This window comes from Actinomadura meridiana (assembly GCF_039537545.1).
Taxonomy (GTDB): Bacteria; Actinomycetota; Actinomycetes; order Streptosporangiales; family Streptosporangiaceae; genus Spirillospora; species Spirillospora meridiana.
The window spans coordinates 221,826-235,705 of record NZ_BAABAS010000003.1; the positions used below are offsets into that span (position 1 = coordinate 221,826).

Annotated in this window: 13 protein-coding genes; 8 read left to right on the top strand and 5 right to left on the bottom strand. The window is 66.3% G+C overall.

The annotated features are described in order from the left end of the window. Nucleotides 1–41 precede the first annotated feature (41 nt). Complete coding sequence (locus tag ABD808_RS02540) at nt 42–1,190, bottom strand: cystathionine gamma-synthase (RefSeq protein ID WP_344888950.1); 1,149 nt, start codon at nt 1,188–1,190, stop codon at nt 42–44. A gap of 173 nt (nt 1,191–1,363) precedes the next feature. Here ABD808_RS02540 and ABD808_RS02545 point away from each other — a divergent pair, with 173 nt between their 5' ends. Next, nucleotides 1,364–3,517 (top strand): MMPL family transporter, encoded by a 2,154-nt coding sequence (locus tag ABD808_RS02545; protein ID WP_344888953.1) that lies wholly within the window; start codon nt 1,364–1,366, stop codon nt 3,515–3,517. Between the two features lie 228 nt (nt 3,518–3,745). Continuing rightward, nucleotides 3,746–4,081, top strand: coding sequence for a divalent-cation tolerance protein CutA (cutA, locus tag ABD808_RS02550; RefSeq protein ID WP_344888956.1), 336 nt, complete (start codon nt 3,746–3,748; stop codon nt 4,079–4,081). On the opposite strand, the gene ABD808_RS02555 is transcribed toward cutA, so the two are convergent. Then, nucleotides 4,044–5,381 (bottom strand): NsdA family TPR-like regulatory protein, encoded by a 1,338-nt coding sequence (locus ABD808_RS02555; RefSeq protein WP_344888959.1) that lies wholly within the window; start codon nt 5,379–5,381, stop codon nt 4,044–4,046. The two genes, cutA and ABD808_RS02555, sit on opposite strands and share 38 nt — an antisense overlap. A 484-nt stretch (nt 5,382–5,865) precedes the next feature. On the opposite strand from ABD808_RS02555, the gene ABD808_RS02560 reads away from it, so the two are divergent. The 3 genes from ABD808_RS02560 to ABD808_RS02570 all read left to right on the top strand — a co-directional run bounded on the left by ABD808_RS02560 (nt 5,866) and on the right by ABD808_RS02570 (nt 7,378). Next, nucleotides 5,866–6,075 carry a DUF397 domain-containing protein gene (locus ABD808_RS02560; RefSeq protein WP_344888962.1) on the top strand — a complete coding sequence of 70 codons (210 nt, stop codon included), beginning with the start codon at nt 5,866–5,868 and terminating at the stop codon, nt 6,073–6,075. Nucleotides 6,076–6,141: 66 nt separating this feature from the next. Further along, nucleotides 6,142–6,978 (top strand): hypothetical protein, encoded by an 837-nt coding sequence (locus tag ABD808_RS02565; RefSeq protein ID WP_344888965.1) that lies wholly within the window; start codon nt 6,142–6,144, stop codon nt 6,976–6,978. Next, nucleotides 6,947–7,378: a hypothetical protein gene (locus ABD808_RS02570; protein ID WP_344888968.1), complete on the top strand. Its 432-nt coding sequence runs from the start codon at nt 6,947–6,949 to the stop codon at nt 7,376–7,378. Before ABD808_RS02565 ends, ABD808_RS02570 begins: the two co-directional genes overlap by 32 nt. Before the next feature lie 490 nt (nt 7,379–7,868). Here the strand turns inward: ABD808_RS02570 and ABD808_RS02575 are convergent, their stop codons facing one another. Together ABD808_RS02575 and ABD808_RS02580 are read right to left on the bottom strand one after the other, a co-directional pair. Continuing rightward, nucleotides 7,869–8,066, bottom strand: a complete 198-nt coding sequence (locus ABD808_RS02575; RefSeq protein WP_344888971.1) for a DUF397 domain-containing protein — start codon at nt 8,064–8,066, stop codon at nt 7,869–7,871. 151 nt (nt 8,067–8,217) lie between these two features. Beyond that, nucleotides 8,218–8,964, bottom strand: a complete 747-nt coding sequence (locus ABD808_RS02580) for a GntR family transcriptional regulator (RefSeq protein WP_344888974.1) — start codon at nt 8,962–8,964, stop codon at nt 8,218–8,220. Between the two features lie 176 nt (nt 8,965–9,140). On the opposite strand from ABD808_RS02580, the gene ABD808_RS02585 reads away from it, so the two are divergent. Both ABD808_RS02585 and ABD808_RS02590 read left to right on the top strand, forming a co-directional pair. After that, nucleotides 9,141–9,422, top strand: coding sequence for a hypothetical protein (locus ABD808_RS02585; RefSeq protein WP_344888977.1), 282 nt, complete (start codon nt 9,141–9,143; stop codon nt 9,420–9,422). Between the two features lie 551 nt (nt 9,423–9,973). Further along, complete coding sequence (locus tag ABD808_RS02590; protein WP_344888980.1) at nt 9,974–11,185, top strand: protein-L-isoaspartate O-methyltransferase family protein; 1,212 nt, start codon at nt 9,974–9,976, stop codon at nt 11,183–11,185. Between the two features lie 45 nt (nt 11,186–11,230). On the opposite strand, the gene ABD808_RS02595 is transcribed toward ABD808_RS02590, so the two are convergent. Next, nucleotides 11,231–12,625, bottom strand: coding sequence for a cystathionine beta-synthase (locus ABD808_RS02595; protein WP_344888983.1), 1,395 nt, complete (start codon nt 12,623–12,625; stop codon nt 11,231–11,233). A 120-nt stretch (nt 12,626–12,745) separates the two neighbouring features. Here ABD808_RS02595 and ABD808_RS02600 point away from each other — a divergent pair, with 120 nt between their 5' ends. Continuing rightward, a complete protein-coding gene (locus ABD808_RS02600; protein ID WP_344888986.1) occupies nt 12,746–13,723 on the top strand; it encodes an SGNH/GDSL hydrolase family protein in 978 nt (325 codons plus the stop codon). The last annotated feature ends 157 nt before the right edge of the window (nt 13,724–13,880 follow it).

Consider the following 13,880-nt stretch of genomic DNA (forward strand, 5'->3'; position numbering starts at 1 on the left):
ATCCCGGTGGCGGGAGACCAACTCGTTCGGCCGCGGACGGCTCAGCCGAGGGCACGTTCCAGATCGCGGCGCAGGTCGTCGGCGTCCTCGATGCCGACCGACAGTCGCACCAGGTCAGCGGGCACTTCCAGCGGCGAGCCGGCCGCCGAGGCGTGCGTCATCCGGCCCGGATGTTCGATCAGCGACTCGACGCCGCCGAGCGACTCGCCGAGTGTGAACAGCTTCGTCCGCTCGCACAGCCGGACGGCGGCCTCCTCGGACTCCATCCGGACCGACACCATCCCCCCGAACGCCCGCATCTGCTTGGCCGCGACGTCGTGGCCGGGATGGCTCGGCAGCCCCGGATACAGCACCTGCCGGACGGACGGGTGCCGCCCGAGCGTCTCCGCGATCTTCTCGGCGTTCGCGCAGTGCCGGTCCATCCGCACGCCGAGTGTCTTGATCCCGCGCAGGGTGAGCCAGGCGTCGAACGGGCCCGCGACGGCGCCCATCGCGTTCTGGTGGAACGCGAGCCGCTCCCCGAGGTCCGCGTCCGCCGCGACCAGCGCGCCGCCGACGACGTCGGAGTGCCCGCCGATGTACTTGGTGGTCGAGTGGACGACGACGTCCGCGCCGAGTTCCAGGGGCCGTTGCAGGTACGGCGAGGCGAAGGTGTTGTCGACGACCAGCAGCGCGCCCGCGTCGTGGGCGGCGTCCGCGAGCGCCGCGATGTCGGCGATGCCGAGCAGCGGGTTGGTCGGCGTCTCCACCCACACGATCTTCGTCTCGGGCCGGATCGCCGCCCGGACGGCATCGAGGTCCGCCAGGGGTATGGCATCGAATGCGAGCCCCCACGGCTCGGCGACCTTCGCGAACAAACGGTAGGTGCCGCCATAGGCGTCGTTCGGGATGACGACGTGGTCACCGGGGCGGCACACCGTGCGGAGCAGCGCGTCCTCGGCGGCGAGGCCGGACGCGAACGCCAGCCCGCGCGTGCCGCTCTCCACGGCCGCGAGACAGGTCTCCAGGGCCGTCCGGGTGGGGTTCGCCGACCGGGAGTACTCGTAGCCGCCGCGCAGGCCGCCGATGCCGTCCTGCTTGTACGTGGAGACCTGATAGATCGGCGGGACGACCGCGCCGGTGGTGGGGTCCGGTTCCTGCCCCGCGTGCAGGGCGAGGGAATCGAAGCCCAGGTGAACGTCGTTGTCCATGAGTACGAGGCTATCCAGCCCGCTCCCCTCCCAGAGGATGAGGGGCTCCCCCGCAGGTATCAGCACATATTTCGGCACGGGGGTTGACCACAGCACCCCCGACCGTTCTCTACCGTTTTACAGGTATCGCTGATCGAATCTGAACCTGTCCCGCACCGAACTAAGGAAAACGCATGTTCGCAGGACTCGCGCGCTTCGTCGTGCGACATCCATGGTGGACGATCGGGGCCTGGCTTGTGGCCGCGGTCCTCATCATCGCCTTGTCACCCAAGCTGGCCACCGAGTCCGACCAGGGCGAGTTCCTGCCGTCCAAGTACGAGTCCGTCCAGGCCGCCAAGGTGGCCGAGAAGGCCTTCCCCGACCAGACGGACCTGTCCGCGCTGATCGTGGTGCAGCGCGCCGACGGCGGCAAGATCACCCCCGCGGACAGCGCCAAGATCGCCGAGACGGCCCAGAGCCTGACCGCCAGGAAGTACCCGACGGTGCAGGGCTTCCAGACGGGCCCGGACGCGGTCGCCCCCAACAAGACCATCCAGCTGATCAGCGTCCCGATGGAGACGGTCAGCGGGGACGCCTCCAAGGACCAGAGTCAGTCGGTCAAGGACATCCGTACCCAGCTGTCCAAGGACCTGGGGACGACCCTGAAGGCCAAGGTGGGCGGTGAGCCCGCGGCCTGGGTCGACAACGAGGACTCCTTCACCCAGTCCTTCCAGCTGATCACCATCGCCACCTTCGCACTGATCATCGGCCTGATCCTGGTGATCTTCCGTGCGCCGCTGGCGGCGATCCTGCCGATCATCGTGGTCATCGCCACCGAACAGGTGTCGATGGGGTTGATCGGCGCGGCGTCCAAGGTGCTGGACTTCAACGGTGACGACAGCCTCCAGATCATCCTGACCATCGTGTTGTTCGGCGTCGGTGCCGACTACTACCTGTTCCTGCTGTTCCGCTACCGGGAACGGCTGCGGGCCGGTGAGGACAAGAAGACCGCGCTGGTCTCGGCGGTGTCGCGGGTCGGCGAGGTCATCACCTCCGCGGCGCTCGCGATCGCGGCGACGTTCCTGGTGCTGATGCTGGCGTCCTTCGGGATCTTCGCCGCCTGGGGCCCGTCGCTCGCCATCGGCGTCCTGGTGATGGGGATCACGGCGCTGACGCTGATCCCCGCGATCCTGTCGCTGGTCGGCACGGCGGTGTTCTGGCCGTCCAAGTCGTGGAAGAAGCAGCCGAGCGCCAAGCTCTCCGTCCGGCTCGGCCGGATGGTCGGCAAGCGCCCGGTCGTGGTCGCCCTCGTCTCGGGCGCCCTGCTGGCCGCGCTCGCGTCCGGTGCGGTCGCGTTCAAGTCCGACTACGACTTCCAGTCCAGCTTCCCGCAGGACACAGAGTCGGCGCAGGCCACCAAGGACCTGCAACGGGGCTTCCCGGCCGGGCAGAACACGCCGGTCGAGGTCATGGTCCGCTCCACCGACGGCCAGCCGCTGACGAAGGCCGAGCTGAACCAGTTCGGCCAGAAGGCCAAGTCCCTGCCCGGCGTCGGGGGCGTCCAGCCCGCCGTGCTCGCCAAGGACGGCAAGGTCGGCCAGGTCGACCTGGTCCTCAACGGCAACCCGGTCGACAACAAGGCGATCAGCCTGGTCAAGAACGATCTCGGACCGGCGGTGCACGACATCGCGCCCAAGGGCACCGAGGTGTTCGTCGGCGGGGAGACCGCGATCTACAGCGACATCAACAAGGTGGTCAGCCGCGACCTGTCGGTGATCCTGCCGATCGCCGGCGCGCTCATCGCGTTGATCCTGCTGGTGCTGCTGAGGTCGGTGGTCGCACCGCTCTACCTGGTCCCGGCGGTCCTGCTGGGCTTCGCCGCGACGCTCGGATCAGCGGTGTACGTCTTCCAGGGACTGAAGGGCGAACCCGGGGAGATCTTCCACCTACCGATCATGTTGTATCTGTTCGTCCTCGCCATCGGGACCGACTACAACATCCTGATGACCGCGCGTCTGCGCGAGGAGGCCAAGGAGGGCCACGAGCCGCGCAAGGCCGCCGCCCTGGCGGTCCAGCACGGCGGCCCGACGGTCGCCGCGGCCGGGCTGATCCTCGCCGGGACGTTCTCGGTGATGCTGCTGGCCAAGGTGTCGATGCTCCAGCAGATGGGCTTCTCCATCGCGCTCGGCATCGCGCTGTCGGCCTTCGTGATGGCGATGTTCCTGGTGCCGAGCGTCACCGCGCTGCTGGGCCACAAGGCCTGGTGGCCGGGACATGGCGACGCACCGAAGAAGCAGGTCAGGCCCGCCGACACCCGAGAGGACTACATCCCCTCCGGCTACCGGTAGCCGCCACGAACGTCGGGTTGCGCGCGAAGGCCCGAAACGCCGCCCACCGGCCAACACGCGCAACCCGACACCTTCTATAACACAAGCGCCGGAGCCCAAACGGGCTCCGGCGCTTCTGCGTTGTCGGAAGTGCTCTGTATGTCAGGGGGTGGTGGACGCCAGGAAGGCGATGAGGTCCTGGCGGGTGACCAGGCCCTTGGGCTTGCCGTCCACAGTTAGGGTCGTCCCATGAGCCAGAACCTCGAAGTGCACGTCACGGCAGGAAGCCGTGAGGAGGCAGAAAAGGTGGTACGGGCCGCGGTCGAGGGTCATCTAGCGGCTTGTGCCCAGATCAGTGGGCCGATCACGTCCACCTACTGGTGGCAGGGCAAGCTGGAGAACGACGAAGAGTTTCTGATCGTCATGAAGACGACTGATGAGCGTCTGGACGACCTGGTGACCAGCGTCAAGGCCAACCACAGCTACGACACCCCCGAGATCGTTGCCGTACCGATCGTCGGGGGCCTGGGTGACTACCTGACGTGGATCAGAGAAGAGACGGCAGCTCCGTCTTCGGACGGGTAGCCGCGTACTCAGCACGGAACTGACTCGCGGCCGGCGCTCTGGAGCTGGAGAACTCGTCTACGACCTGGTCTAGGCGGTCCCACCCGAGTGGGGCCGCCATGGTTGTGGTCGCTTCGAGCGACGACTTTGCGTACCGAACGGCCTCGGTGACGTCTCCAAGCCTGAAGTAGGCCAAGGCCATGTCCGCTTGGACCACACAGAGCTTCTTCGTCTCCGTCGCGGGCCCCATGAAAGCCGAGACTCGCTGGCTCGCCCGCATCGCCCGGTCCTCCTCGGCGATGCGGGAGTACACGGACAAGGTCATGGAAGCGAACCTCGCGGGATCAAGGAAGAAGGTCCAAGGTCGTGCAGCGTTGTTCGCCCCGGCGTACACGTCTTCTGCCTCTCTGATGGACTCCAGAGCGGTCTGACGGTCCCCAGTGAGGGCGGCTTCCTCGCCTTTACGGGCGAGAAGCCACGCCCTTGTCGCTTTATCGCCATTTCCGAGGCGGTTCAGTGCACCTGTGGCCAGAGACACCCCCACGACATGATTTCCTCCCGTCATGTACGTCTGGTATCCGCCCATACAGGCGGCAGAGGCCACATCGTCTGCGTATTTGGCGGCTATCCCAACGAGTCGAGCTTGTTCCTCGGCCCTCCCTCGGTCTCCTAGCTCCCACGCGAACCAGGCAGCTAGGACCGCCGATTCCCCTGCGGAAACAGCAAGTCTCCGACGTAACGACTCATCGCGATTTACTTCCAGGAGGGTGCTGATCTCACCGATGTGAGTCAGCAGGGCGGGGTAGAGCTTCCGAGCTGGCCAATGTTCCTCCAGCCGGTGGAAGCCCTTGGTTCGGTCTTCCAGGTGTCGGACGGTCTCAATGTCCGGCCTGTTCGTGCCTGTAAGAGCCTTCATAAGTCGCTCAGCAGGTTCGAGTGCAGAGGGGCCCGTCACGGTCACGGCGGCGAGTTGGAGCAGTGTTCTACGGTCCACGCGCTGGTTGAGCCTTCCTACTGTCCAGGCGAGTACGAGCGGATCGGCAATGTCCTCGGGGCCTGCCAGCGTTGCCGGGCTGAACACTTCCCCGTACTTGGCGAACAGGCGCCGGTACAGCTCGGCATAAACCGGGCCAACCGGCTCCCCCTTCTGATGGGCACGTATCCGACGTGCCATGGAGTCAAGGGAGGGGAGTTGGGCTCGCTCCCCGGGAGCAGCAACATCCCGCATTTCCCTCACGAGGGCACGTTGTGACCAGATCTTCCGCTCAAGGAGCAGCCGGATCCGCTCGGGCAGTTCCATCAGATCCTCATCATCGCGCATCGGATCAATCCTGCCTAGACGCTTCACCTGGGCGGCTTCCGCTGACGTCCGCCCGCGTCCACCAGTGTCCCCTGGTGAGTATGTCGTGGGCAGTGGTTTCTTACAGTGACGGACCGAAACCGGATGCGTTCGGTGGACCCCGGCGCTACGAGATGAACCAACAACCCGCACCGCACCGCACCGCACCGCACCGCACCGAAAGGACGAAATAGTGCTTCGACGTCTCTTTCTGGATATCTCGCCGCGAGCGGAAGGAATTCCCAACATCGGTATATGCACTCCTTACTCGGACGGGGACCACTCCAATCGCGTAGGGTCTTGCGATTGCGGGTGCGAATAACGACGCGGCCATCTCAGACCTGGCGTGGTCAAGATGAAGAAAGAGGGTGGCCTATAGACCGCATCCCTTCACCGTCAAGGATAAAGGGGCCTGGCTTCGAGTGATTTCCTGGGCCCCTCGCACCCACCAGAGAGGTTGAGAAAGATGCAGCTCGGACCGCAAACTCAGATGTGGCGCAAGTCGTCCTACAGCGGCGACGAGACCAACAAGGCACAGTGCGTCGAGGCCGCCGACCTGGGCGGCTCCATCGGCCTGCGCGACAGCCAGGCCCCCGATGCCGGACATCTGACGGTGTCCCGCACCGACATGGCCAACCTCGTCAACCGGATCAAGGCCGGTCAGCTCCAACTCTGACCAGGCCGATACAAACGGGCGCCGTTCCCCAGCGGGCGGCGCCCGCCCCATGGCAGGCTTCCCCTCATGCCCGAACGAGACCAGTGGGAAGACTTGCCAGCTCAGGTACGTGAGGCGATCGAAGAGAAGGCTGGGACGGTGGTGAAGGCAGAACCCATAAGCGAGGGCATCAACTCCGATGTCACCCTCGTCCTTCACCTCCGATCTGACCGGCTGTTCGTCAAGGGCAGCCGGACTGACAATCCTCGCCGGATGAGGTCGCTGGGCCGTGAGGCTGTGATCAACCCCTACGTGGTTCCCATCTCCCCAGCGCTCGCGTTCGAGATCGAGACTGCGGGGTGGAAACTGCTCGGTTGGGAGTACATCGACGGTCGACGCATCGACTACTCACCAGGCTCCCCCGACATTCCGAAGATCGTGGAGACACTGGCGTGGCTGGCCGAGATCGAATGTCCGGACCTTGGCTTCCCGGAACTGCCCGCACGGATGAAGAACTTCACGCCGGAGGACGACCTGTGGCGCTTCGCTGGAAGCGGGCTCCTTCACACCGACCCCAATCCAGGCAACGTGCGCATCGCCAACGGTAAGGCGTACCTGGTGGACTGGGCCTGCCCCACGCGCGGGATTGCGTGGTCGGACGCGGCCGAGGTCGCGCTTTGTCTCATCACCTGTGGTCACACCCCGGCGGACGCCGAACGCATCATCGCCGACCTTCCGGTCTGGCGTACCGCAGACACCACTTCGGTAGAGATCAGCGTCGCCTCCACTGAGGCGACTTGGACAGGTCTGTATCCCGAGTCGAATCCCGACCCTTGGATCAACGCGACGGTGGCCGCTGCACGGCGGTGGGCGGCTTATCGAAGGGACACTCATGGCAGCACTCACCGAGGTGCACCCCGCTGAAGAGACCCGTACCCCGAGCGGTCTGACCGCACGGATCGACGAACTGATGGTTCCGGTCGTCCGCCGCCTCTGGGCGGCGGGATATACGACGCTCATGTGCTGCCAAGACGTTGGTGACGCGATGGCCAACGGCGGTATGTGGCCAGTGGCGGAACGATGGCACGCCTTCCTCGATAGCTACGCCTGGCTGAAGCTCCCTCTGACCGATGCACACAACCTGATGAAGGCCCTCGACGGGACCCAAGAGTTCAACCCTCGACTCACAGCTAAAGCCGAAGACGGCTGGTCCTCGCATGTCTGGCTTGGCCCGGAAGGCATGGCTGATTACAGCAACGTCTACTTCCCAGCTAGCCAGATCCCTGAGCTGATCGGAGTGCTGGACGACCACGCCCCCGCGTGACGAAAGAAAGTAGCCAAAAACGAGAGAAGCACCCGGACGAAGCCGGGGGCTGAGGTTCCCCCGTAGCACGGCCACCTGGGGGTGAGATGGATCAGCCGGTCGGCGGTGAGGCGCCGCGGTGTTGTTCCTCGAAGGCGACCGGGCTCAGCATTCCGATGCCGGAATGCCTTCTGAATGGGTTGTAGCAGCACTCGATCCAGCACCGCCGACGAAGTGCAAACCATCCACAACAGCGCCTCCACACTGAACACGAGAGTTACAGCCGAACCAACAACGACCCTCGCCCCGACGGCGGCCACGGTCAAGGCGCCCTCGAAAGAGGGTTCCGGGCGTGCCGATTCCGCCACCCCACCGAAATGGCCAACAGATCAGCCTCGATCCAAAATCGATCAATCATGGTGCAGATCGGAGAGGTCCAAGGCGACGACACCTCACCCGATCAGAGACAAGAAGCCCCCCGGCCGCGCCGAGGGGCTTCTGCCGCAACTGGTTAGAGGTCCAGCTCGCCAGTCTTAACACGGATGAAAAGATTACTCATGGCTTCCATGCCGACCGTGAGGTGGGGATTCTGGGGGTTCTTGCTGTCACGGATGCCGACAGAACCCTCCAGCGAGGCCAACTCGACGCACTCGCCGCTCGTACCTCCGGTGGAACGGGTGGATTTCCGCCATTCGGGGGATGACTTCATGCTAGCTGCTCCATGGTCTTCTTGATCAGTTCGCGGGAAGCTCCGATGGGAAGGGCCAACATGCCGATCCGGTCGAACCGGGTCACGAAGTCCTCGTCATCATCGGAGACTAACTCGGCCCTGAACTGAATCGCGGCTGGTACTGGAGGGGTCACTTCATCGGAACCCGATGAACGAACTGCCATAGATGGGTAGGTCCGACGCAGTGGCAGACCTCCACGGCCCGACCCTCAGCGTCGTAGGCGACGTGGAACAGCTCGAACACGGTCTGATCGGTTCCGATGCCGAACTTCGTCGCCTCGTCCTCAGTCGGGGGCCTTGAGGGAGTGAGGTACTCGTCGGCGTACTGCTGCTCGTGGCCGAGCTGCGCCATGGTGGAGACCATGCCCCCGGGAGCCTGGACGTGGTCCTCCAGCATGGTCCCGCCAGCGATGTCGAGTGGGATGTACGAGGGCGCCATCTGGACGAGGGTGTCGTCGGCGAACATCGACCGGCGACGGACTACGACCTCTTCCCCGGCCGGAGTGCCGAGGTACTCAGCTACCTTCGGAGGCGGGACCTCTCTGGAGATGGTCAGGTCGGACCTCGGTGACATGCCGAGGCGTCGCGCCTCAGCCGCGAAGGCTCCCCGATCCTGGTTCCGCTTGTCCGGTGTGTACCTGTCTCTAGCATCTCGGACGATGTGCGGCAAAGACGTCACAACGGTGCCTCTTCCCTGCTCGGTACGGACCAACCCCTCACGGCGCAGCTCGCCGAGGGCCCTGTTCACGGTCGTGATGCTGACCTGGTATGTCTTGGAAAGTATGGTCTGAGAGGGGATAACCTCCCCGAACTTGAAGTCTTGATCGTTGATCTTCTGCCTTAACACGGCCGCTACGTCCCTGGCACTCAGGCCCACCCTGCCCTCCCCCTCGCTATTCCTCGGATGTTTTGGCCAAACATCCGGATGGCCTGCCCATTGGTTCGTCGTCATACCGGTTTTGACTTCATGGGTGACCCTGACGTCCCACCTGGTCAAGATGGTCATCGAACGTTTAACCAGTACATCACACTTCGACGGAGAGGGTCACCCGGATGGGCACATCTGGCAATGCCGACGTTCCGGACATCAGCCACGAGGACCCGCTTCACAGCAAGCCCGAGTCCGAGGGGCGATGGGATGAGCCGTACCTGTCGAAATGGGGCATGTGGGCCGTGTGTACCCGTCGCCCCTTGACGGCGGAGCAGGTCCACGCCGGTCTGGCGTCCATCGTCACCGCCGAGACACTTCCACGTCTCCGCGAGCGCATGGCGGATCAGGACAAAACGTGGGAGAAGTACGAGGCTGAGGGCCGGTCCAACGGGAACACGCGGTGATTCCGGTGGGCGAGGTGATTCAGCAGACGTTCGTCCAGTTGACGGTCCTGGCTGGCAGTTGTCTGTTCGCTGGGATCATCGTCGGACTTCTACTGCACCCACGGCTGTTCCACCACCGTGGGCGGCACGTCATCACCTCCCGTGGTTCCCCATCGGCACAGCGCCGTCCTCCTGCGGCTCCAGTCGCGCACGGTCGCCTCCGCAAGGCGCGGAGCAGCGGCGGCGACCACGTGATGGACGCGGTAGATGGTGACTCCTTCCCCCGTCAAGAAGAAAGTAGGTGGTCTATCGGCCGCATTGCACGTTAACGGCGAATGGGATGGGGTCCCGGTGGGTGGACGAACCTCCCACCGGGACCCTTCTCCGCCGGAACCTGATCGCTTCACGAGTGGATATCACCAGAGGAGGGTGAGATGGGACAGCATGGCGGCAAGGGAAACAAGGACGGGAAGAGCAGCGACAGCAATACCCCACAGGGTGGCGGTCACGGCGGTAAGGGTGATGGCACCAAAGGCAACCCCAGCGACGGCAAGCGATAGGGAGCGAGTGCGGTGAATGAGGGCCCTGGCCTGGTCAAGGGTAAGGACGCGCACGACCTGAACCGCATCCTGGCGGGTCAGGGTGACCTCACCCGCTCCGAGTGGGAGCAGGCGTTCGTGGCTGTACGGCGTGAGTGGTTCGTTCCTGAGCGCGCATGGGTCAACCCCGACCACGACGCGCCGTCTTATGCCATCGACCAGCAGGCCCGCCCCGACGAGTGGATGGGGGCCGTCTATTCGGACGCCTCGATCGTCACGCAGGTCGATGACGGCAAGGGAGACCCTGCCAGCGGGAACGGGTGGTTCACCTCGTCGGTGTCGGCTCCGGGTGTCGTCGCGCGGTTCGGGGAACTGCTGGCGCCCGAGCCGGGAGATCTGGTTCTGGAGGTCGGGACCGGATCGGGCTGGACGGCCTGTCTTCTGTCCCAGATCGTTGGTGAACGTGCATGCGTTGTTTCGATCGAAGTGGACTCCGGCCTGGCCCAATCTGCGGCGGAAAGGGTCGCCGGTCTCGGTTTCGGCAATGTCCACGTGCTCAACCTGGACGCGCTGGAGTTCAGCCCCGCCGAGAAGTTCGACAAGCTTCACGTGACCGCTGGCGTCGCGCGGATCCCGTGGTCGTGGCTGGCTGCGCTTCACTACGGGGGATCCGCCGTCCTGCCGTGGTGTCCGCCTTGGGGGCATGGCCACAAACTCGCCCTCACTCAGAGGGGTGACGAGGCCATCGGTCGGATCGGCTCGTCGGCCGGGTACATGATGCTGCGCGGCCAGCGGCCCGAATCGGGCTCGTTGAGTTCGTTTCTTCACCATGAGAGCCACGCCAAGCAGTACTCCACCTCCATCAGTCCGCGAGCCATTGGCAGGGCCGATGACGCGCCCGGTTGGCAGACCTACGGGGGCGGTGTCGTCATCACGGCCTTGGCGCCAGGTGTCCGCTTTGACCTGTGCGAGGCCGACGACGGTACTGGCGAGGCCACTTTGTGGCTTCGTGAGACCTACCCCGGCGCTCGTGAGACCGGGTCGTGGGCGACCGTCGAGTACGTTCCCGGCGCCAGCGAGTATGAGGTCACCTCCCATGGGGATCGAGATCTGTGGAACGAGGTGTCCCGCGCCTGGGTGTACTGGAACGACCTGGGTCAACCCGCGCGCGATCGCTTCGGTGTCACGGTGTCGCCGGAAGGACAGGCCGTGTGGCTGGACGAGCCGTCGCACATCATCGGCTGAGCCTTGCCGATGCCGTCTACCTCCTGGCCGGGAGGAATGCTGGAGTCAGCCGCCCGCCAGGAAGGCCAGGAGGTCCTGGCGGGTGACTATTCCGGCGGGCTTACCGTCCACCAGGACCACCGCCGCGTCCCTCCCCTCCAGGACCGTCATCAGGTGCGCCACCGATTCGCCCGATCCGACGACGGGCAGGGCGGGGCTCATGTGCTTGTCCAGCGGCTCGTCCGGACCGGCATGATCGTCGTAAAGGGCGTGCAGCAGGACTCGTTCCTCTACCGCGCCGATCACTTCGCCCGCCATCACGTCGGGATGTCCCGCTCCGGGGGCCACCACCGGCATCTGGGACACGCCGAACTCCCTCAGCACCCGCACCGCTTCGCTCACCGTCTCGGTCGGGTGCATGTGGACGAAGTTCGGAATGCCGTCGGGGTCGGTGGTCGCCTTCTGGGCCAGCACGTCCCGCACCGCCGCCTGCGTCGTTGGTCGCTCGCTGAACCCGTGTTGGTCCATCCATTCGTCGTTGAAGATCTTTGAAAGGTAGCCGCGACCCCCGTCGGGGAGGAGGACCACGATGACGTCGTCCGGGGCGGCCTCGGCGGCGACGCGGAGGGCGGCGACGACGGCCATGCCACAGGAGCCGCCGACCAGGAGGGCCTCCTCGCGGGCCAGGCGGCGGGTCATGGTGAACGAGTCCTTGTCGGAGACCGCGATGACGTCGTCGCAGATGGTGCGGTCGTAGGTCTCCGGCCAGATGTCCTCGCCCACGCCCTCGGTGAGATAGGGACGGCCGCTGCCGCCGGAGTAGACGGAGCCCTCGGGATCCGCGCCGATGATCTTCACTCGGCCGCCGGAGACCTCCTTGAGGTACTTGCCGGTGCCACTGATCGTCCCGCCGGTGCCGATGCCCGCCACGAAATGGGTGACGCGGCCCTCGGTCTGCTCCCAGATCTCCGGACCCGTCGTCTCGTAGTGCGAGACGGGGTTCTGCGGGTTCGTGTACTGGTTCGGCTTCCACGCGCCGGGGATCTCGGCGGCCAGCCGGTCCGACACCGAGTAGTAGGAATCGGGATGCTCGGGCGATACCGCGGTCGGGCACACCACGACCTCCGCGCCGTATGCGCGCAGAACGTCGATCTTGTCCTTGGCGACCTTGTCGGGGCAGATGAAGACGCATCGGTAGCCGCGCTCCTGCGCCACCATCGCAAGCCCGACGCCGGTGTTGCCGGACGTGGGCTCGACGATCGTCCCGCCGGGCCGCAGCGCGCCGGACTCCTCGGCCGCGTCGATCATGCGGACCGCGATGCGGTCCTTCACCGAGCCGCCCGGGTTGAAGTACTCCACCTTGGCCAGCACCTGCGCCCCGTGGCGGCCGCCGGTGACCTTGCGCAGCCGGACCAGCGGGGTGTTACCCATGAGTTCGACGAGCGAATCGTGTACGTGCACCGCGACATCCTTGTCGTTCCAGTGAAGGTCGTGTCCCCCTTTTGACGGTAGCCGAGAGCGGCGCGGACGGGCATCAACGGGGCGGGCCCGGGGTAGAACTTGATCACGGAGGGGCATCGCATGATGAGGGCATTCACCGCGCGCCGCATCGCGGCGGCCGCGGCCTACGGGGGCGGGGGCATCACGGCCCTCGGCGGCATCACGGTCGGCCTGGTGATGGTCGAGGCCAAGCTCGCGCGGCGGACGATCGAGGCCACGCCGAACGGCGACGCGCCCGTCGCCGACGGCCTCTACGGCGGCGCGCACGGCGGCGAGCCGCTGTCCCTGGTCATGATCGGCGACTCCACCGCGGCGGGCCTCGGCGTGCACACGCCGGAGGAGACCCCGGCCGCGCTGCTGGCGACCGGGCTGTCGGCGATCGCCGACCGTCCCGTCCGGCTGACGAACGTGGCCCGATCGGGGGCCCGCTCGCCCGCGCTGCCCGGCCAGGTCGACCGGGCGCTTGAGGTCCGTCCCGACCTCGCGGTGATCATGATCGGTGCCAACGACGTGACCGGACGGGTGCCGCCCGGCGAGTCCGTCCGCCACCTCGCGGACGCGGTCGAACGGCTGCGCGCCGCGGGCAGCCATGTCGTCGTCGGAACCTGCCCCGACCTCGGGTCCGTGAAGCCGCTGATGCAACCGCTGAAGTGGATCGCGCGCCGGGCCAGCCGCCAGCTCGCCGCCGCGCAGACCATCGCGGTCGTCGAGCGCGGCGCCCGGTCCATCTCGCTGGGCGACCTGCTCGGCCGCGAGTTCGCCGCCGACCCGCTGTCGATGTTCAGCGAGGACCGCTACCACCCGTCCGCCCGCGGATACGCCGCCGCGGCCGCCGCCGTGCTGCCGTCGCTCGCCGCCGCGCTGGGCCTGGAGCCCGAGAGCGCCGGTTCTCCCGGCGACGGCGTCCTGCCGGTCTACCTCGCGGCCGCGGAGGCCGCCGAGGTCTCCGGCACCGAGGTCCGGGGCGCGTCCGTCGCGGGCCGCGACCGGACCCGCTGGGCGACCCTGCTGCGCCGCCGCCCGCACACCGCCCCCGTCACCGAGCCCGAAGGCGCGTGACCGACCTGGACCGGGGCCCGTCCGGTCACCTTCGACGGCCCCCGGTCCCGGTCGTCCGACTCCCCCGGTCGTCCGCCGCCCGCGCTTGCGGCGGCCACCCGGTTGCGTCGCGGATCAGCCTCCGGCGCCCGCCGTCCCGCCCACATGGGGCCTACGT

Excerpts from the sequence above, each read along its gene's own strand:
- ABD808_RS02540 (WP_344888950.1), bottom strand. The coding sequence starts at position 1,190 with ATGGACAACGACGTTCACCTGGGCTTCGATTCCCTCGCCCTGCACGCG.
- ABD808_RS02585 (WP_344888977.1), top strand. The coding sequence starts at position 9,141 with ATGGGCACATCTGGCAATGCCGACGTTCCGGACATCAGCCACGAGGAC.
- ABD808_RS02555 (WP_344888959.1), bottom strand. The coding sequence starts at position 5,381 with ATGCGCGATGATGAGGATCTGATGGAACTGCCCGAGCGGATCCGGCTG.
- ABD808_RS02570 (WP_344888968.1), top strand. The coding sequence starts at position 6,947 with ATGGCAGCACTCACCGAGGTGCACCCCGCTGAAGAGACCCGTACCCCG.
- ABD808_RS02560 (WP_344888962.1), top strand. The coding sequence starts at position 5,866 with ATGCAGCTCGGACCGCAAACTCAGATGTGGCGCAAGTCGTCCTACAGC.
- ABD808_RS02600 (WP_344888986.1), top strand. The coding sequence starts at position 12,746 with ATGATGAGGGCATTCACCGCGCGCCGCATCGCGGCGGCCGCGGCCTAC.
- ABD808_RS02545 (WP_344888953.1), top strand. The coding sequence starts at position 1,364 with ATGTTCGCAGGACTCGCGCGCTTCGTCGTGCGACATCCATGGTGGACG.
- ABD808_RS02575 (WP_344888971.1), bottom strand. The coding sequence starts at position 8,066 with ATGAAGTCATCCCCCGAATGGCGGAAATCCACCCGTTCCACCGGAGGT.
- cutA (WP_344888956.1), top strand. The coding sequence starts at position 3,746 with ATGAGCCAGAACCTCGAAGTGCACGTCACGGCAGGAAGCCGTGAGGAG.
- ABD808_RS02565 (WP_344888965.1), top strand. The coding sequence starts at position 6,142 with ATGCCCGAACGAGACCAGTGGGAAGACTTGCCAGCTCAGGTACGTGAG.